The organism is Jeotgalibacillus salarius (genome assembly GCF_004405125.1).
Lineage (GTDB): Bacteria > Bacillota > Bacilli > Bacillales > Jeotgalibacillaceae > Jeotgalibacillus > Jeotgalibacillus salarius.
On sequence record NZ_SORX01000014.1, the window covers coordinates 1 to 16996 of the forward strand.

Here is a 16996-nt window from a genome sequence, read left to right on the forward strand (position 1 = left end):
TAAGACACCGCCCTTTCACGGCGGTAACACGGGTTCGAATCCCGTACGGGTCATAAATAAAAGCAGTTTCCAGATCAATTTGATTTGGAAACTGCTTTTTTCTTTTGGTTATATGAAAGCAGGATGTTGATTTCTGCTTCGGGCCGACGCTCACGGCCGGGCGGTGAGCCTTGTATAGCTTTAAAGCTATACAAGGGTTTCATTTCATCACCTAATCGACTTCTCATGCGTAGCTATTCGCCGTCTGGCGCTATATATAATTAAAGTTGTTGAAAACGATAACTAAGATTTCAATATAAAAAACCCCCTTCAGCAAAAGAGAAGGGGGCGTTAACCTTATTTATCATCATCAGGCATAATTTTTCTGTGCGTACCGTCAATTTCGTTTGCAACGTCTTCATCTTCAGAGTCATCTTCATAAAGGTCATCATAACTTTTTCCGCCGTTTGGCATATCAGAAGGCGTTTCTGAAGTACCATAACGTGCTGCCTCATCAAAACTGTTTTCATAATCCCTTACTTCCTCATCTTCACCACGATAAGGGTGGTCTGCAGAAGGGCTGATCACAGCTTCTTCACTTGGACGCTGATTCTGGTTGTTGTAATCTTCAGCATGCTCCACACACGTTAAAGCTGTCGGTATCGCTTCTAGGCGCTCAAAAGGTATCTCTTCTCCACTAACTGTACATATACCATATGTGCCTTCTTTCATTGCATTTAACGCTGCATTGATATCATCAAGCTCTTTTTGTGTATGTTCTTCAAGTGCCAGATCCTTTTCGCGTTCAAAAAGGTCAGTAGCATTATCTGCAGGGTGATTATCATAATTTGATAGCTCAGTAGTTTCATACGGCTCTGAATTTTCATGTTGCTCTATAATTTGTTTCTTACGTGTATATAATTCCTCTTTTAACAGGTTTTGCTGTTCATTCGTAATCATGGTTGTCATCCTTCCTTCATATCTAATGGCATATTACAGTTTATCCTTCTGACAGAATTTAAAACCTTTCGAACTTTTCGGAATGTCTGTACAAATAGAGTATAAATCTGAAAATGAATACCCCCGCTGCAAGTAGCGGGGGTATTGTTATGAAAAATATCCGATTAAAAAGCCAATTGATAACAAAAAGCCAAATATGGTGTTTGTCTGAGCTGTCGCTTTCATAGCCGGCATCATCTGCATGGGTTTTGTTTTACCTATGAAGCCTTTGGTCGCTTTTACTGCTTTAGGTATGCTCAGGAAACTGATGAGCATCCATGGCGTTACTGTGCCCGTAAGCACTAAGATCACGACAAAGCTGTAAGCAGTGATAAACATTGAAGCAAGGAAATAAATTGCGTATTTTCTGCCTAAAAGTATCGCAATCGTTTTTCTGCCATTCTCTTTATCGCCATCCAGGTCACGGATATTATTAGCAAGCAAAATCGCACCGACTAAAATTGAGACGGGTATTGAAACAAACATTGCAACGGCATTAATCATTCCGGTCTGAATATAAAACGAAATCAGAATGATGACAAATCCCATGAAAAATCCTGCTGCCAGCTCTCCAAATGGAGTATAGGCAATTGGCACGGGGCCTCCTGTATAAAAGTAAGCTGCTGCCATACAGATTAAACCGATCACGGCGATCCACCAGGAGCTGTTTATACAAATATAAATTCCCAGCAAAAGAGCAATTCCGAATAAAGCGTAGGCTAGATTGATCACTGTTTTAGGCTTCACACCATTCCGTACAATTGCTCCACCAATTCCGACAGAGTTTTCATTATCGAGTCCGCGCACATAATCAAAGTATTCATTAATCATATTTGCGGCTGCCTGGATCAGTATGCTGGCAGTTAACATTGCCAGGAACAATAACCAGTCCATTTCAGCATAATTTAATGCGAGTACTGTACCCAGCAGGACTGGTACAAAGGCGGCAGTCAGCGTATGGGGGCGTGTTAGCTGCCACCAGATTCGCCAACCCTTGTCGCGTTCAGGTCTTTCGCTCATATTATTCTCTCCTAACATTCTATTAAAGTTCGCTAATGCGAATAGTGACAAAATATCTACATCTATTATATCGTTTTTAAGTGTTTATAAAAAGAAACAGATTGTTTTGAAAAGCGTGTGAAATACAAGGATGAAAACAGTTTCAAAAAAAGCATTCAAAAATGACGATTCGTTGACAGTGCTGTCAAAAGAAGTGTATCTTTAAGAGAGCAAATTGTGGACAAATGTGCGTATTTTTTGGAGGGAAGCACAGTGAGAATCCTACATCAATCTCAAGGATTTACAACTTTTGAACAGGCTTTTGAAATTGCTGAAAAGTCGAATCAGCCTGTCTTATATAGTAAAACAATGGAAATCGAAGCGATTGACCCTCTTCAGTTTTATGAAGCGGGTTATTCTATCTTTAATGGAGAGCGTTCTTATTGGCAGGATCCTAAATCTGAGTGTACTTATGCAGGTGCAGGTTCAGCTAAAACTTTTCATATTAAAGAAACAGATCGTTTTAATGCGCTAAGTGAACAGTGGAAAAGGTTTTTAAAAGATGCAGTGATTGAAAAAGGTGCAGTATGGACGGGTCCAGTTATTTTGGGTGGATTTTCATTTGACCCTGAAAAAAATAAGGGTGCTGAATGGGGTTCATTTAACCAGGGTCATTTCCAGCTTCCTGCATTTATGCTGACTGTTGATCAGTATGGGAAATCATTTTTGACTGTTAATGTTGTGTGCAACAAGGGTGAGCATGCTGTCACAGTATGGAATCAGATGCAAAAGCAAAAAGCTGCACTATTAAACAAAACTGTAAACAGTTTGAAGGATGTAAATGTTTTATCAATAAAAGAATGTCAGCCGCTGGAATGGAAATCATCTCTTACTGCAGTTGTTGAGCGAATCAACCGGGATGAGCTTGAAAAAGTGGTGCTCGCGAGAAAAGTGAAAGTTGAATTTGATGACAGGAAACGTTCTGATTCTATACTTGAAAAGCTGCGAGATGATCAGAGTGAAAGCTTTATATTTTCATTTGAAGCTGGTGAGAGCTGCTTTATAGGAGCGACACCGGAGCGATTGATTAAAAAATACAAAAATAAAGTGCTGTCCACTTGTCTTGCCGGTTCCATTGCACGGGGTAAGACAATGAATGAAGATCAGGAGTTCGGGAAAGAATTGCTGAGTGATGAAAAAAATCTGGGAGAGCATGAAATCGTCGTGCGTATGATTTCACAAAGCCTGGAAGACTTGTGCAGTCATTTATCCGTACCAGATCAGCCTGTATTGATGAAAATGAGAGATATTCAGCATTTGTATACACCGGTTGAAGGAATAACTGAACGCGATTCAATCCTTGAGTTCGTGAAAAAGCTGCATCCTACACCAGCATTAGGCGGTACACCAACGCATAAAGCGATGGAGATTATTCGTGAGGAAGAAGAGATGGACCGCGGATTTTATGCAGCACCTGTCGGCTGGCTGAATGCTGAAGGTGATGGAGAGTTTGCAGTAGCAATCCGGTCAGGACTGTTGTCGGGTAAACACGCTTATCTATATGCAGGATGTGGTGTGGTGAAAGATTCTGATGCTGAAAGCGAGTATCAGGAAACGTTAATTAAGCTGCGTCCAATGGTAAGAGCAGTGGGAGGAACAATTTCATGAATCACAAAGAAAGTTTGACGATTTATACGTCATCATTTATAGAACAGCTTTATCAAAGCGGCGTCAAAAGAGCAGTGATCAGTCCAGGATCACGCTCTACGCCGCTTGCTTATTTGTTGGAGGCTCATCCGCACATTCAAACCTTTGTAAATGTTGATGAGCGTTCAGCCGCTTTTTATGCGCTTGGCATGGCAAAAGCTTCACAGGAGCCAGTTGCGATTGTCTGCACTTCTGGTACTGCAGCTGCGAATTATTTTCCTGCTGTTGTTGAAGCGCGTTATGCCAGGGTGCCACTGGTCGTATTAACCGCAGATCGTCCTCATGAACTGCGTGATAACGGGGCACCGCAGGCAATCGATCAAATCAACCTGTTCGGAAAGCATGCTAAATGGTTTTACGATATGCCGCTTCCTGAATCAGACACAAATATTCTGCAGTACACAGGCCGTATAGCAGCAAAAGCAGCTGCAAAATCAATTACTTCACCAAAAGGACCGGTCCATCTGAATTTTCCTTTCAGAGAGCCTCTGTCTCCTGATCTGTCAAAGTACCGTGAAATGAAATCTTATACCTCAGTTTTCGGGGCAGAAAAACAGTTGAGCAGTCATCATGTTTCACAGCTGACTGACCAGGTGAATAACGCTTCTAAAGGGTTAATCATTGCCGGACCTTCTGAAGATGATAGCGCAGTTGAAGCGATCCTGTATTTAGCAGAAGTCACAGGTTATCCGGTGCTAGCGGATCCTTTAAGCGGGCTGAGAACGAATATGGAGAATCATAAACACGTAATTGAATGCTATGATGCATTTTTACGGGAAGATGAATTAAAGAAACAATTATCAGCTGACATTGTGATCCGCTTCGGTGGTATGCCTGTGTCGAAAGCTCTTTCACAGTATTTAAAAGGAAATTCATCCGGGCAGTGGTTGATTGATGAAGGTGCTGACTGGCGGGATCCGACTTCTTCGGCGACGTCATATATTGAAGCGAATGATCGTCTGTTTGCAGAGCAATTGGCTTCAGCAGTTACCGTGCGTGCTGATCAGGAGTGGCTGGATAAATGGATCAGCTATAACCAGAAAGCAACAGGTGAAATCCGACAATACATCGATCAGGAAAAAGATGAGGGAGCGGCAGTCGGAACGCTTCTACAGTCTCTGCCGGAAGGTGCCCATTTAGTGGCTGGTAACAGTATGCCCATCCGGGATGTGGACACGTTTTGGATTCGGGGAATGAAAAAAATTCATGTGTGGGCCAATCGTGGGGCGAATGGAATCGATGGAGTGGTTTCCACAGCTTTGGGCATTGCCTCGGTGAAAGCAGAACCTGTTTACTTATTAATAGGAGATCTCTCAATGTTCCATGATTTAAATGGACTGCTTGTGACCAAACAGTACTCAAATCAATTGCAGATTATCATTATGAATAATAATGGCGGCGGTATTTTCTCTTTTCTTCCACAGGCATCTGAGCCTGAACACTTTGAAACGCTGTTTGGCACACCACCTTCACTCGATTTTAAACATGCTGCAAAATTATACAGCCTGGATTATATTCGATGCGAATCAAAGGAAGAGCTGCAGCAAGCAATGACACACCATCATGATCAAGTAAACATGATTGAAGTCATCACTGATCGTGAGGAAAATACAGCGGCCCACCGTATATTGTGGGAACGCATAGCCACAGCATTACGGGGTGAGTAAATGGATATTCAGGTGAAAGAAGCTCATTACAATGTGCAGATTACGGGCAAAGGTTCTCCACTTGTTCTGCTTCACGGCTTTACCGGAAGCACAGCAACATGGAAGAGGTTCGCAGACTGCTTCAAAAACGATCATCAACTGATTGCGATTGATTTACCCGGACATGGTCTCACATCCGCACCACTGAATGAGCACTATTTTTTGATGGAGAATGTTTGTGAAGCAATACAAGACATTTTAGACCAGCTGAATATTGATCAGGCGGCATTTCTTGGTTATTCAATGGGAGGCAGAACTGCATTGGCTTTTTCAGTTTTGTACCCTGAATATGTCAACAGTCTGATACTCGAGAGTGCTTCGCCTGGACTAAAGACGACAGCTGAACGTGTTGATCGAAAGACACGTGATGAAAAGCTTGCGACGTTTATTGAAAATGAAGGGTTAGAGCGTTTCACAGATAAATGGGAAGAAATTCCGCTTTTCGAGTCTCAAAAAAAATTGAGTCCTGAACAACGTATGGAGATTCGTTCTGAGCGTCTTCGCAATACGACAGAAGGCCTTTCAGCCAGTTTGCGCTACATGGGAACCGGCAGCCAGCCCTCCTACTGGAGTATGCTGGACGTGATTGGAATTCCTGTTCTTTTAATCACCGGTGAATGGGATCGGAAGTTTATTGATATTGCGAAAAAAATGAAAAAATTGTTCAAAAATGCTGAACATCAAATTATTTTACAGGCAGGGCATGCAATACAGGTGGAACAGCCAGAAAAATTTGATACAATGGTAAGGGAGTTTTTAGTGAAAAACTCGACTACATAATAAGGAGGTTTCTTTCATGACTCGTGAATGGGTACAGGAACGAAACTATGAAGATATTTTATATGAAACGTATAATGGGATTGCGAAAATCTCTATCAACCGTCCGGAAGTGCGCAATGCATTCCGTCCGAAAACAGTAATGGAATTGATCAATGCATTTGCATATGCGCGTGACGATTCTAAAATCGGTGTGATCGTACTTGCAGGTGTGGGTGAAAAAGCATTCTGTTCAGGCGGTGACCAAAGCGTCCGCGGACACGGAGGTTATGTTGGAGAAGACGAAATTCCCCGTCTGAATGTACTTGACCTTCAGCGATTAATCCGCGTGATTCCTAAGCCGGTTGTAGCGATGGTATCAGGTTATGCGATTGGTGGCGGACACGTATTGCACGTTGTCTGTGACCTGACAATTGCTGCTGATAATGCAATCTTTGGTCAAACGGGTCCAAATGTAGGCTCATTTGACGCTGGTTATGGTTCAGGTTACCTGGCGCGTATTATCGGTCATAAGAAAGCGCGTGAAATCTGGTTCCTTTGCCGTCAATACGACGCGAAAGAAGCACTTGATATGGGCTTAGTCAATACAGTTGTGCCTTTAGATGAGCTTGAAGATGAAACGGTTAAGTGGTGTGAAGAAATGCTTGAGAAGAGCCCAACAGCACTGCGCTTTATTAAAGCTGCTATGAACGCAGATACTGATGGTCTTGCAGGTCTTCAGCAGTTCGCTGGAGATGCAACACTTCTATACTATACAACTGATGAAGCAAAAGAAGGCCGCGATGCCTTTAAAGAGAAGCGTAAACCTGACTTTGGTCAGTTCCCGCGTTTCCCGTAAATCGAATTGTCTGCCCTGTGAGCTCCGTGCTGCAGGGCAGTTTTCAATTTAAAGAAAGGAGGAAGAATGATGAAGAGCTGGCTTGAGAAGAGAGCGGATTTGTCACCGGATAAAGTTGGACTTTATTGTAATAAAAACGTCTGGACTTTCAGAGAGATGGAAGAGGAAGCAACCGTGCTGGCAGAAAAAATTTGGCCATATTTAAAAAATCAAATGCCTGTTGCGCTGTTGATTACGAATCAGCCACAATCTGTTTTTCTTATACACGCACTACAAAAAATTCGTGTACCTGTCCTGATGCTTAATAACCGTCTTACATATGAAGAATGGCAGTACCAGCTGAAAGACAGTCAGGCGCAGCTGGTGATTTATGAGGACCGGTTCGGGATTGAGGCAGATTCAGCTGTTTCGATCGATGAGTTGAAGCAAAGTGAGCGTAAAAAATTAACTGCATTTGACTCTCAGGATGTGTGTTCCATTATGTACACATCCGGAACGACCGGGAATCCTAAAGGCGTAATACAAACTTACGAGAATCACTTTGCAAGTGCTTCCGGGTCTGCATTTAATATTGGGCTTGATCCTGAAGATATCTGGTTGTGTGCAGTCCCGCTTTTTCATATAAGCGGATACTCAATTCTAATGAGAAGCGTTGTCTATGGGATCGCTGTGCGGCTGTATGAGAAGTTTGATGAACATGAAATGAATAATGATCTTGTAAATGGAAAAGGATCGATTGTCTCAGTCGTCACAACGATGCTCCAAAGACTGCTGGATGTAAAAAGTGATCGTTATCATTCATTTTTCAGATGTATGATTCTGGGTGGGGGACCTGCGCCATTACATATGGTTGAACGCTGTCACAGTGAAAAAATTCCGGTTTATCAATCTTACGGTATGACGGAAACATCATCACAGTTCACTACACTTTCCCCGGCGGATGCTTCCCGGAAGATCGGCTCATCCGGGAAGCCCTTATTTCCAGGTGAAATGAAGATTGCTGATCAAGATGGTGGAAAGTGCGCTGTAAATGAAATTGGTGAAATTCTTGTGAAAGGTCCTTCTGTTACGAGAGGTTATCTGAATAACGAATCAGCGACCAATGAGGCTCTGACAGATGGATGGCTTAAAACAGGTGATGTCGGTTATCTCGATCATGAAGGATTCCTTTATGTTGCAGACAGACGATCAGATCTCATTATATCAGGCGGCGAAAATATTTATCCTGCTGAAGTTGAATCTGTATTAGCGAGTCATCCTGCTGTGAGAGAAGCTGGTGTAGTCGGGAAAAAGGATGAAAAATGGGGAGAAGTCCCGGTTGCTTTCCTTGTTATGGCAGATCAGGTGAAAAGCGAGTCTTTGGAACAGTTTTTGAGAGAGCGTCTTGCGGGTTATAAAATACCGAAATTGTTCATGTTTGTTGAAGAACTGCCGAGAAATGCTGCAGGTAAACTTGTTAGAAGAAAGCTTAAAAAGGAGATAGATCATGAATCTTTCTAACGCGGTCATCAGTAAAATCAGCATGACGTTAAAAACGCCTTTTCACACGAGTCTCGGCACGGTATCTGAACGTGAGGGACTTATTATTGAGCTTTATGACAATGAGGGTCTTTACGGTCTTGGAGAAGGAGTCGCTTTTTCTTCACCCTGGTACACAGAGGAAACAGTAGATTCTAGTTTTTCAATCATTCAACAGCATCTTTTGCCATTATTATTTGAAGAGGTAATTTCACACCCTGAAGATCTCGAGACAAGATTTACATCTGTCAGAGGAAATCCAATGTCCAAAGCTGCACTGGACATGGCTGTATGGGATTTGTTCGCAAAACAGCAGAAGAAACCTTTGTTCGAGCTGATTGGTGGTTCGAGAACGCACGCACTAGCAGGTGTAGCGATCGGATCTAAAGATTTGGATGACCTCTTAGCTAAGGCGGCATCAGCCGTTAAGCAGGGTTATAAACGGGTCAAGGTGAAAATACATCCAGGTTATGATTACGAGCCACTTCGAGCCTTAAAGGAACACTTTCCTGACCTGGAGATTCTGGCCGATGCAAACTCAGCTTACAGTGGTTTTACAGATGATCTTTTAGCGTTGGATCAACTCGGTCTTCAAATGATTGAGCAGCCATTTTCACCGCAGGATCTTGCGCTGCATGCAGGAGTTCAGCGTGTGATGAATACAGCGATTTGTCTTGATGAGAGTATTACGTCATATGAGACGGCAGTTAACGCGATCACTTTTAACAGTTGCAAGGCAATTAATATTAAAATTGGACGTGTTGGCGGGCTGACTGCAGCGAAGAAGATTCATGACTTGTGTATAGCGAATGATATACAGGTCTGGTGCGGCGGCATGCTTGAGTTTGGTGTTTCGAGGGCACATAATGTATCACTTTCACTGCTACCCGGTTTTACGATTCCTGGAGACTTATCTTCGTCGGACAGGTACTGGACGGAGGATATTACACTACCTGAACTGAAAGTGACTGATGGTCTTGTGAAACCATTCCAGGGAAGCGGAATAGGTGTGGAAATTAATAGAAAAAGACTGAACGAGGTTACACTTGAGCGGTTTGAATATAAAAAATAGACATTGTCGCGAAGACAATGTCTATTTTTAAGAAGTAAGCACTACTCGGCTCTCATAGCAGTTCTTAATGATTCAATATTCTTTTCCATTAGTGAGAAATAAGTTTCTTCATTTTGAAGATCTTCATCAGTTAGAACGGACAAATTGTGGAGCGGAAGTGTTTCTGCACCAATCTCACTCTGAATGACATCAGTCAGCTTAGATGAAACGTTCTGCTCAACCAGCAGATACTCAACATTTTGCGCAGCTGCAGATTCAATCAGTTCCGTTAACTCACGTTGAGATGGTTCGTCAGTCGTTGACATGCCGGCAATGGCCTGTTGCTCAATGCCATATCGGCTTTCCCAATAACTAAAAGCTGCGTGGGAAACGAAAAATTGATTAATTTCAGCATCATGTGCGAGTTCTTCAAACTGATGATCCAATTCATCCAGCTGTTCAATCAGACTTTCATAATTCTCTGTGAAATATGCTTCCTGATCGGGCATTTCTTCAATCAATGTATCTTTCACAGTCTCAGCAAGTGACTGGGAGAGCACTGGATCCAGCCATACATGCGGATCTGTATCACCGTGATCATGCCCTTCATGCCCTTCTTCGGTTGCGTGCTCGTCTTCTTCGTGAGCATGTTCTTCTTCATCTTCATGAGCGTGCTCATCTTCCTCGTGAGCATGTTCTTCTTCATCTTCATGAGCGTGCTCATCTTCCTCGTGAGCGTGTTCTTCTTCATCTTCATGAGCATTCTCGTCTTCCTCGTGAGCATGTTCTTCTTCATCTTCGTGGGCGTGCTCATCTTCCTCGTGAGCATGTTCTTCATGCCCTCCAGCCTCAAGTTCTTCATCTGAAATTGCATCAGCTGCAGCAACCATATTCAGATCTTCACTTTGCAGAACATCTTTTGCATTTTCAACAAAGCCTTCAAGTCCAAGACCAATGTAAAAGAAGACGTCACCTTCAGCAAGATCGATCATATCTCTTTGTGACGGTTCAAATGTATGTTCATCAGAGCCGGGCGGGTAGATTGTCTCAACAGATACAAACTCTCCGCCAATTTCTTCTGCAAAATATTGAAGTGGATATACAGTCGTATATACTTCAAGTGCATCTTCATTGCTGGATTCATTTGATCCTGTATTACAGCCTGCAAGTATCCATGGGGCTACAGCAGCTAACATTAAAAGTGATTTTTTCTTCATGGTGCACCTCTTGTAAATAGTAATAATTACGATTTGTGACTCAACAATCGTTACTTTACTATGAAATTAAAAAGAATGCAAGAGGAAACCGTCAGGAATTTTTTCTTCCTGACGGCCATTGATCCGGTACGTGATCTACTCCACCCGGGTGAAGGGGCTGGCATTTTAAAATTCTTATCAGTGTCATAAGACCACCTTTAAGAGCGCCATGTTTCTGTATGGCCTCTAATCCATATTGCGAACAGGTAGGATAAAATCGGCAGCTTGGGGGTGTTAATGGAGAGATTCCTTTTTGGTAAAATCGTATCATTGCAAGCATTATTTTTTTCATGTTGTGTCACCTCTGAGTTATTCATTTCAGTTTAGCATGAGTTTGTTCACACATACTTAATAATGCTCACACGTTTAGATTTATTAGGTAGTGGTAAAAAATAAGAGAGAAGAAAAACGAATTGAAAGGATGAATGTAAGATGAGTGCAAATCCAGAATTAGTTCAAAACGTGAACAAACAAATTGCGAGCTGGACGGTGTTATACACGAAGCTACATAACTACCATTGGTATGTTAAAGGACATCAGTTCTTTACGCTTCATGAGAAATTTGAAGAGCTTTACAATGAAGCAGGGGTCAACATTGATGAGCTGGCTGAAAGACTGTTAGCGTTAAAAGGTGAGCCTGTTGCAACGCTGAAAGAATCTCTGGAACTTTCTCTAGTGGAAGAAGCAAGAGGCGGTGAGACTGCTGACCAGATGGTGGAAACGCTTAATGGAGACTTCGAAATCTTAATGAATGACCTCAGATCAGGCATGAGTCTTGCTCAGAAAGATGATGATGAAATGACGAGTGACATGCTGCTGTCTATTCATCAAAGCCTTGAAAAACACGCCTGGATGCTGCGTTCATTTCTTGGTCAATAACGTATAAGCAATCAATTTCATTGTTCATCAACGATGGATCTGAATGATAAAAAACGCACTCTCCAATTTGGACAGTGCGTTTTTTTAGATATGTAATGACTGACAAGAGCTGCTAATGATAAAAAGGTCTCGTATCTTCCATTTGTTCGAGTCGTCCCTTGAGTGATTCAACTATGTACAGGCGTATAAAATAAGCGAGCTCTTCTTCTGATAGCTCTTTTACCATATCAAACAGTTCTGATTGATCTAATTGCTCTAGAATTGTAAATGCAATCATGTCGAGATCTTCCTGACTGCCCCGGATTTTACCTTTATACATTTCAAAAATTTCGTCTACCAGCTTCATTTTGCCGTCCTCCTTTCAAAATGTGCAGGATGTCCGTAGTTCTCAGGTCTCATTACCACTATACCCAGAGAGTTCGTTTTTAATCATGAATATTCTGGTTGATGGACATACTCTTAACAGAGGAGTGGTGAAATGGATCAAAAAAATACGTATTATGTTTCTGTTGCGCGACGCGAGATACTTAGAAGTGGTACAGATTCGCCTTACGAATTTGTCGTAAATGCCACGGATGATGAAATTACAAAATTGAGGATCTTATTTGACAGGAATGAAGAAAGTGAAATGGAAGGGTTCTTGATCGGACAAATGCCATCAGTTCCTTATCATGTAGATGGACCTAACCAGGAATCAGATAATTTACTGATTAAAATTTACAAATTAATCGGTGAAATTGGAGACGACGAGGCACGTAATCATATCGTTACGATGGGGATTAAGCCTCCCACTGAAGATAATCCATTTATTGACAGGGAGCATGAATAGGTTTATAAGGTTGGGACAAAATGTCTCAGCCTTATAAATCGTTTCGCTGCGCTTCAGACGGACGCTTTCCGCAGGGCCGGCGCTGAGCCTCCTCGGGCTTTGCCCTGCGGGGTCTCAGCTGTCCGGCTTCTCCTGCTGGAGTCGCCGCCTTACGCTCCGCTACACTAAATTCTTATACAGAAGTTGTTTTATGCAGGGGAATTTATCATTTGTAACAGCTTCTTCTTTTTGACTTACATACTTATTTCTTCGGCAGAATCGATGACTTCCTGAGGAACAGTAATTTCATCAATTGCGTTATAATCAGTATAGTCGGATTCTAAATTTTGTTCGATTTTCATGGATTGTTCGGCAAAATTCATGTTCATTGTCATATCAAGATCCAGTGATTCGATAAGAAAGCTTTCTTTATCTAAAGTAATGACATACAATACATCTTCAAAAGTTGTGTCTTTGAATAGAGTTTCAGCAGGGATACCGAGTCCGAGATCAGGCATTAACTCTCCTGTCTGCTCGATCAGCATGTCGCTAAACTTTTCTCCTGAAGCATTCAGCGTTAAAATAAAGCTGTCATCGTTCTGTTCAAAAGTGAAGTCTTCAATATATGCTTCCAGGTTTTCGAGTTCACTGCCTGGATTTGATTGTGAATGACTCATCTGGATGAGTTGATCAGACATTTCAGCAGGCATCTTCAGCCACTGAGATGACGCAGGGTCCTGCATATAAAATCCATCTTCTGTCATATAAGATTCTACCGTAAAGCTTTGGTTCGGTGCTTCAGTTCCTTCGCCGCCTGACATTTCGGTCGTGTTCACCTGGTGTAAAGTGAGCGGATTACTTACAACAGTCATGTCAATCTCAGACGTTGTATGAATGGTTTCATCTTCACTGCCCATTATCACTGCCTGGTTAAGTATTGCGGAGGATTTCACACTCTCAATTTCGTTGTTTTTTTCCAGTGCCATGCTGTAAACTTCTTCAAGCGTCATTGATGAAGTGTCTTTACTGCCTTCAGCAGGTTCAGCAGTTTCAGTACACGCTGCAAGGGTTAAAGTTAAAGCAGCAGTTGAAAGAAGTAATGATTTTTTCATTTGATCATCTCCTATATGTGAGGTTCTTACTAAAAGGTACGGTTCACAAGTCAAAAAGTTTCAATTATCTGAAAGCAGGTGTCAATATATGTATCAATTCAAAGACGATAATGGTTATTCAGTTACATATTCGCATCAGATGAATCCCTTCTCGCAAGCGCCTGCTCATGTATTCATATTAACACGCTTTAACAAACAGTGGGTTCTCACGAAACATAAAAAAAGAGGTTACGAATTTCCTGGTGGGAAAATTGAAACAGGTGAATCACCAGAAGAAGCTGCAGGCAGAGAAGTGATGGAAGAACTGGGCGGTCAGGTTGGAGAGCTGATCTATATTGGACAGTATAAAGTAGATGTAGATCCTGTCATTATTAAGAACGTATATTATACAGAACTTACCTCTCTCACTCCAAAACATGATTATCATGAAACGGAAGGTCCGATCATGGTTGCAGGAGACATTTTAGCAAAACGTTTTGATGATCAATTCAGTTTTATTATGAAAGACAATACAGTGAGATTTTCTATTGAATATATACTAAAAGACATTAAGGGAGTGGAAGGAATTGGGTGAAAATGGCCAAGTGATTCACAAATATCTTTATCCCTCACCGAACCCGCACATCATCATGCATGAAGTGCTTTATTGGTCTGAAGGACTTAAAGTGAAGGGGTTACTGGCAGAACCGGTTAAAAAGGGAAGTTATGATGGATTTTTGTATTTAAGGGGCGGTATCAAAGGAATTGGTATGGTCAGACCTTCAAGAATTGCACAGTTTGCTGCACAGGGGTTCATCGTTTTTGCTCCTTATTACAGAGGAAACAGAGGAGGAGAGGGAAACGAGGATTTTGCAGGAGATGATCGCATGGACGCTGTAAATGGGAATATCATTCTCCGCAGACATTCTTCATTTTCAGGACATCTTCACGTTTTTGGTTTTTCAAGAGGCGGTGTAATGGCGCTGCTTGTAGGTATGGAAGACCCTGGGACGTCATCTGTTGTGACCTGGAACGGGGTCTCAGATATGGTGCTGACATATGAAGAACGAAAAGATATGAGAAGAATGATGAAAAGGGTGATAGGAGGTTCTCCAACTAAAGTGCCTGATTCTTATGCATGGCGTACACCGCTGAATGAGATAGAAAAAATGAATTGTCCGGTACTGATTATACATGGTGAGCGTGATGAGCATGTTTCTGCGGAACATGCCTACCAGTTGGAGCGTAAGTTGAAGGAACATCAAAAACCTGTAGAAAGCTGGTATTATGCTTCATATGATCACGTATTTCCGCCACTCGAAAATATTGCAACCGTCAAGCGGCTGACAGACTGGATGAAAAAACAAAGGAGCTGAATGTAATGGGAATGCCATTAGAATTGAACACAATGATCGTTACTAAAGGAAGAGAAGAGAGAATAGAAAATAACTTCTTTAAACTTGAAAAGGATGAGTACAGATTATACCCGATGCATATTCCACTGGAAGTGAAAAATTCGATTTCGGGTGAAATTCGTGGGATCGCAGAAATATATAAGCTTGAGTGGAGCGATCAGAAAACATTGATTTATTTTGAACTAAAATCTCTTGAGTCTACAAATTAAAACGCGTAGCGGCATTATGCCGTTACGCGTTTTTATCAGTTAAACAATCGGTCCGCCAAGACGGGCGATACGTTCATCTACACTGTTGAATTTTTTAAAGTTCTCTTTAAATTTCATCGCCAGATCCATTGCTTTCTCTTCATAATCGCGCTCATTCTTCCAGGCAAACCGGGGCTGAAGTACATCGTCTGGAACACCGGGAACATGAATCGGTGTTTCAAGTCCGAAAAGACCATTTTTAGCAGTCTCTGTGTTTGCAAGTTCACCATGTAACGCAGCTCTGACCATTGCTCTTGTATAAGTAAGTTTCATGCGTGAACCTGTGCCATATGCGCCACCAGTCCAGCCCGTATTGACTAAGTATACTTCAGCTTCATGTTCTTCGAGCTTTTTGCCAAGCATTTCAGCATAAACGGTCGGCTCTAAAGGCAGAAAAGGTGAGCCGAAGCAGGTAGAGAATGTTGCCTCAGGTTCAGTGATTCCACGCTCAGTTCCAGCCAGTTTTGATGTGTATCCGCTTAAGAAGTGGTACATCGCCTGTTCCTTCGTCAGCTTTGAAATTGGAGGGAGTACGCCGAATGCGTCTGCAGTCAAAAATACAATTGTATTCGGATGGCCGGCTCTGCTTGGTTCTACGATGTTATCCATCGCCTGAAGCGGGTAGGCAGCACGCGTATTCTCAGTTAATGATGCGTCATCATAATCTGCTTCATGTGAATCTGCATCTAGCATGACATTTTCAAGAACTGAACCAAATCGGATGGCATCGAAGATTTGCGGTTCTTTTTCCCGTGAAAGGTTAATGCACTTTGCATAGCATCCACCTTCAATATTGAAGACACCATTATCCGACCAGCCGTGCTCATCATCACCAATCAGTTTGCGGTCGGGATCTGCAGAAAGGGTTGTTTTACCTGTTCCTGAAAGGCCGAAGAACAGCGCAACATCACCTTCAGCTCCGACATTCGAAGAGCAGTGCATTGGTAAGATATCGTTTTGGGGCAGCAGGTAGTTCATAACAGAGAAAATGGATTTCTTCATTTCACCCGCATATTCTGTACCACCAATTAAGATTGTGCGCTGTTCAAATGACACGATAATAAATGTTTCAGATCTTGTACCATCTGTTTCAGGATCGGCTTTTAATGAAGGAGCTGATAGAATTGTAAAAGGAGCTTCATTTTGGCTGGTCCACTTTTCACCTTTTTCAGGTCTGATGAAGAGCTGATGTGCAAAAAGATTGTGCCAGGCACGCTCGTTCACTACACGAATCGGGAGGCGGGAAGAAGCATCAGCTCCTGCAAACCCTTCAAATACAAATAATTCTTCTTTATCACTTAGATGATTCAGCACTTTCGTATATAAACGGTCAAATGATTCCTCAGAAATCGGCTGATTGACTTTACCCCAGTCAATTTTGTCGCTTACTGAAGGCTCATCCACAATAAATTTGTCTTTGGGTGAGCGTCCGGTATAAGTACCAGTTTCAGCTCTGACTGAACCAGTAGAAGTTAAAGTACCTTCTTCTCTCATTAATACTTTCTCAACAAGTTGAGGTACAGACAGGTTCGTATTTACGCGTTCACTCATTAATAATTCATTTAGTTCTGAAGTGTTTCGGATTGTTGTCATGTTATCTCCCACCTTTTCACTAAGTCATTCACCTTTGTTCGAAATTAGTATAACACATTCAAATCAATAGTCTATACTAATAGGACATTTCGTCAAAAATTCTTATTTAGCATCTTATGATTGACATTAGGC

General features: G+C 42.0%; 18 protein-coding genes. 11 read left to right on the plus strand and 7 right to left on the minus strand.

Annotation, left to right across the window (positions count from 1 at the left end; genetic code table 11):
- Positions 1–336: 336 nt before the first annotated feature.
- Together E2626_RS15835 and E2626_RS15840 are read right to left on the minus strand one after the other, a co-directional pair.
- Entirely contained in the window at positions 337–939 is a 603-nt protein-coding gene (locus E2626_RS15835; RefSeq protein ID WP_134383021.1) for a TraR/DksA C4-type zinc finger protein, read from the minus strand.
- A 147-nt stretch (positions 940–1086) separates the two neighbouring features.
- On the minus strand, positions 1087–2016 hold the full coding sequence (locus tag E2626_RS15840) for a 1,4-dihydroxy-2-naphthoate polyprenyltransferase (RefSeq protein ID WP_134382931.1): 930 nt from the start codon (positions 2014–2016) through the stop codon (positions 1087–1089).
- Between the two features lie 234 nt (positions 2017–2250).
- Here E2626_RS15840 and E2626_RS15845 point away from each other — a divergent pair, with 234 nt between their 5' ends.
- The 6 genes from E2626_RS15845 to menC all read left to right on the plus strand — a co-directional run bounded on the left by E2626_RS15845 (position 2251) and on the right by menC (position 9595).
- A complete protein-coding gene (locus E2626_RS15845; protein ID WP_134382933.1) occupies positions 2251–3645 on the plus strand; it encodes an isochorismate synthase in 1395 nt (464 codons plus the stop codon).
- Positions 3642–5351, plus strand: coding sequence for a 2-succinyl-5-enolpyruvyl-6-hydroxy-3-cyclohexene-1-carboxylic-acid synthase (menD, locus tag E2626_RS15850; RefSeq protein WP_134382935.1), 1710 nt, complete (start codon positions 3642–3644; stop codon positions 5349–5351). Before E2626_RS15845 ends, menD begins: the two co-directional genes overlap by 4 nt.
- Positions 5352–6170, plus strand: a complete 819-nt coding sequence (menH, locus tag E2626_RS15855) for a 2-succinyl-6-hydroxy-2,4-cyclohexadiene-1-carboxylate synthase (RefSeq protein WP_134382937.1) — start codon at positions 5352–5354, stop codon at positions 6168–6170.
- Between the two features lie 16 nt (positions 6171–6186).
- Positions 6187–7005 (plus strand): 1,4-dihydroxy-2-naphthoyl-CoA synthase, encoded by an 819-nt coding sequence (menB, locus tag E2626_RS15860; RefSeq protein ID WP_134382939.1) that lies wholly within the window; start codon positions 6187–6189, stop codon positions 7003–7005.
- Between the two features lie 69 nt (positions 7006–7074).
- A complete protein-coding gene (locus E2626_RS15865) occupies positions 7075–8505 on the plus strand; it encodes an o-succinylbenzoate--CoA ligase (protein ID WP_341785748.1) in 1431 nt (476 codons plus the stop codon).
- Positions 8492–9595, plus strand: a complete 1104-nt coding sequence (gene menC / locus E2626_RS15870; protein ID WP_134382943.1) for an o-succinylbenzoate synthase — start codon at positions 8492–8494, stop codon at positions 9593–9595. The genes E2626_RS15865 and menC overlap by 14 nt, the downstream gene beginning before the upstream one ends.
- A 41-nt stretch (positions 9596–9636) precedes the next feature.
- On the opposite strand, the gene E2626_RS15875 is transcribed toward menC, so the two are convergent.
- Both E2626_RS15875 and yidD read right to left on the minus strand, forming a co-directional pair.
- Complete coding sequence (locus tag E2626_RS15875) at positions 9637–10791, minus strand: metal ABC transporter solute-binding protein, Zn/Mn family (protein WP_134382945.1); 1155 nt, start codon at positions 10789–10791, stop codon at positions 9637–9639.
- Between the two features lie 91 nt (positions 10792–10882).
- Positions 10883–11122: a membrane protein insertion efficiency factor YidD gene (gene yidD, locus E2626_RS15880; RefSeq protein ID WP_134382947.1), complete on the minus strand. Its 240-nt coding sequence runs from the start codon at positions 11120–11122 to the stop codon at positions 10883–10885.
- A gap of 140 nt (positions 11123–11262) precedes the next feature.
- Here yidD and E2626_RS15885 point away from each other — a divergent pair, with 140 nt between their 5' ends.
- Positions 11263–11709 (plus strand): Dps family protein, encoded by a 447-nt coding sequence (locus E2626_RS15885; RefSeq protein WP_134382949.1) that lies wholly within the window; start codon positions 11263–11265, stop codon positions 11707–11709.
- 112 nt (positions 11710–11821) lie between these two features.
- On the opposite strand, the gene E2626_RS15890 is transcribed toward E2626_RS15885, so the two are convergent.
- Positions 11822–12055, minus strand: a complete 234-nt coding sequence (locus E2626_RS15890) for a DUF6154 family protein (RefSeq protein ID WP_134382951.1) — start codon at positions 12053–12055, stop codon at positions 11822–11824.
- A gap of 132 nt (positions 12056–12187) precedes the next feature.
- On the opposite strand from E2626_RS15890, the gene E2626_RS15895 reads away from it, so the two are divergent.
- Complete coding sequence (locus tag E2626_RS15895; protein ID WP_134382953.1) at positions 12188–12538, plus strand: hydrolase; 351 nt, start codon at positions 12188–12190, stop codon at positions 12536–12538.
- Between the two features lie 233 nt (positions 12539–12771).
- Here E2626_RS15895 and E2626_RS15900 read toward each other — a convergent pair whose 3' ends face one another.
- Entirely contained in the window at positions 12772–13629 is an 858-nt protein-coding gene (locus E2626_RS15900; RefSeq protein WP_134382955.1) for a DUF6612 family protein, read from the minus strand.
- Positions 13630–13717: 88 nt separating this feature from the next.
- On the opposite strand from E2626_RS15900, the gene ytkD reads away from it, so the two are divergent.
- Genes ytkD through E2626_RS15915 form a run of 3 tightly spaced genes read left to right on the plus strand, consistent with a single transcriptional unit; the run spans position 13718 to position 15232 of the window.
- A complete protein-coding gene (gene ytkD, locus E2626_RS15905; protein ID WP_134382957.1) occupies positions 13718–14203 on the plus strand; it encodes an RNA deprotection pyrophosphohydrolase in 486 nt (161 codons plus the stop codon).
- A gap of 55 nt (positions 14204–14258) precedes the next feature.
- Complete coding sequence (locus E2626_RS15910) at positions 14259–14984, plus strand: alpha/beta hydrolase family protein (protein ID WP_134383023.1); 726 nt, start codon at positions 14259–14261, stop codon at positions 14982–14984.
- Positions 14985–14989: 5 nt separating this feature from the next.
- Positions 14990–15232 carry a DUF2584 family protein gene (locus E2626_RS15915; RefSeq protein ID WP_134382959.1) on the plus strand — a complete coding sequence of 81 codons (243 nt, stop codon included), beginning with the start codon at positions 14990–14992 and terminating at the stop codon, positions 15230–15232.
- A gap of 39 nt (positions 15233–15271) precedes the next feature.
- Here E2626_RS15915 and pckA read toward each other — a convergent pair whose 3' ends face one another.
- Entirely contained in the window at positions 15272–16864 is a 1593-nt protein-coding gene (gene pckA / locus E2626_RS15920; protein ID WP_134382961.1) for a phosphoenolpyruvate carboxykinase (ATP), read from the minus strand.
- Between the last annotated feature and the right edge of the window lie 132 nt (positions 16865–16996).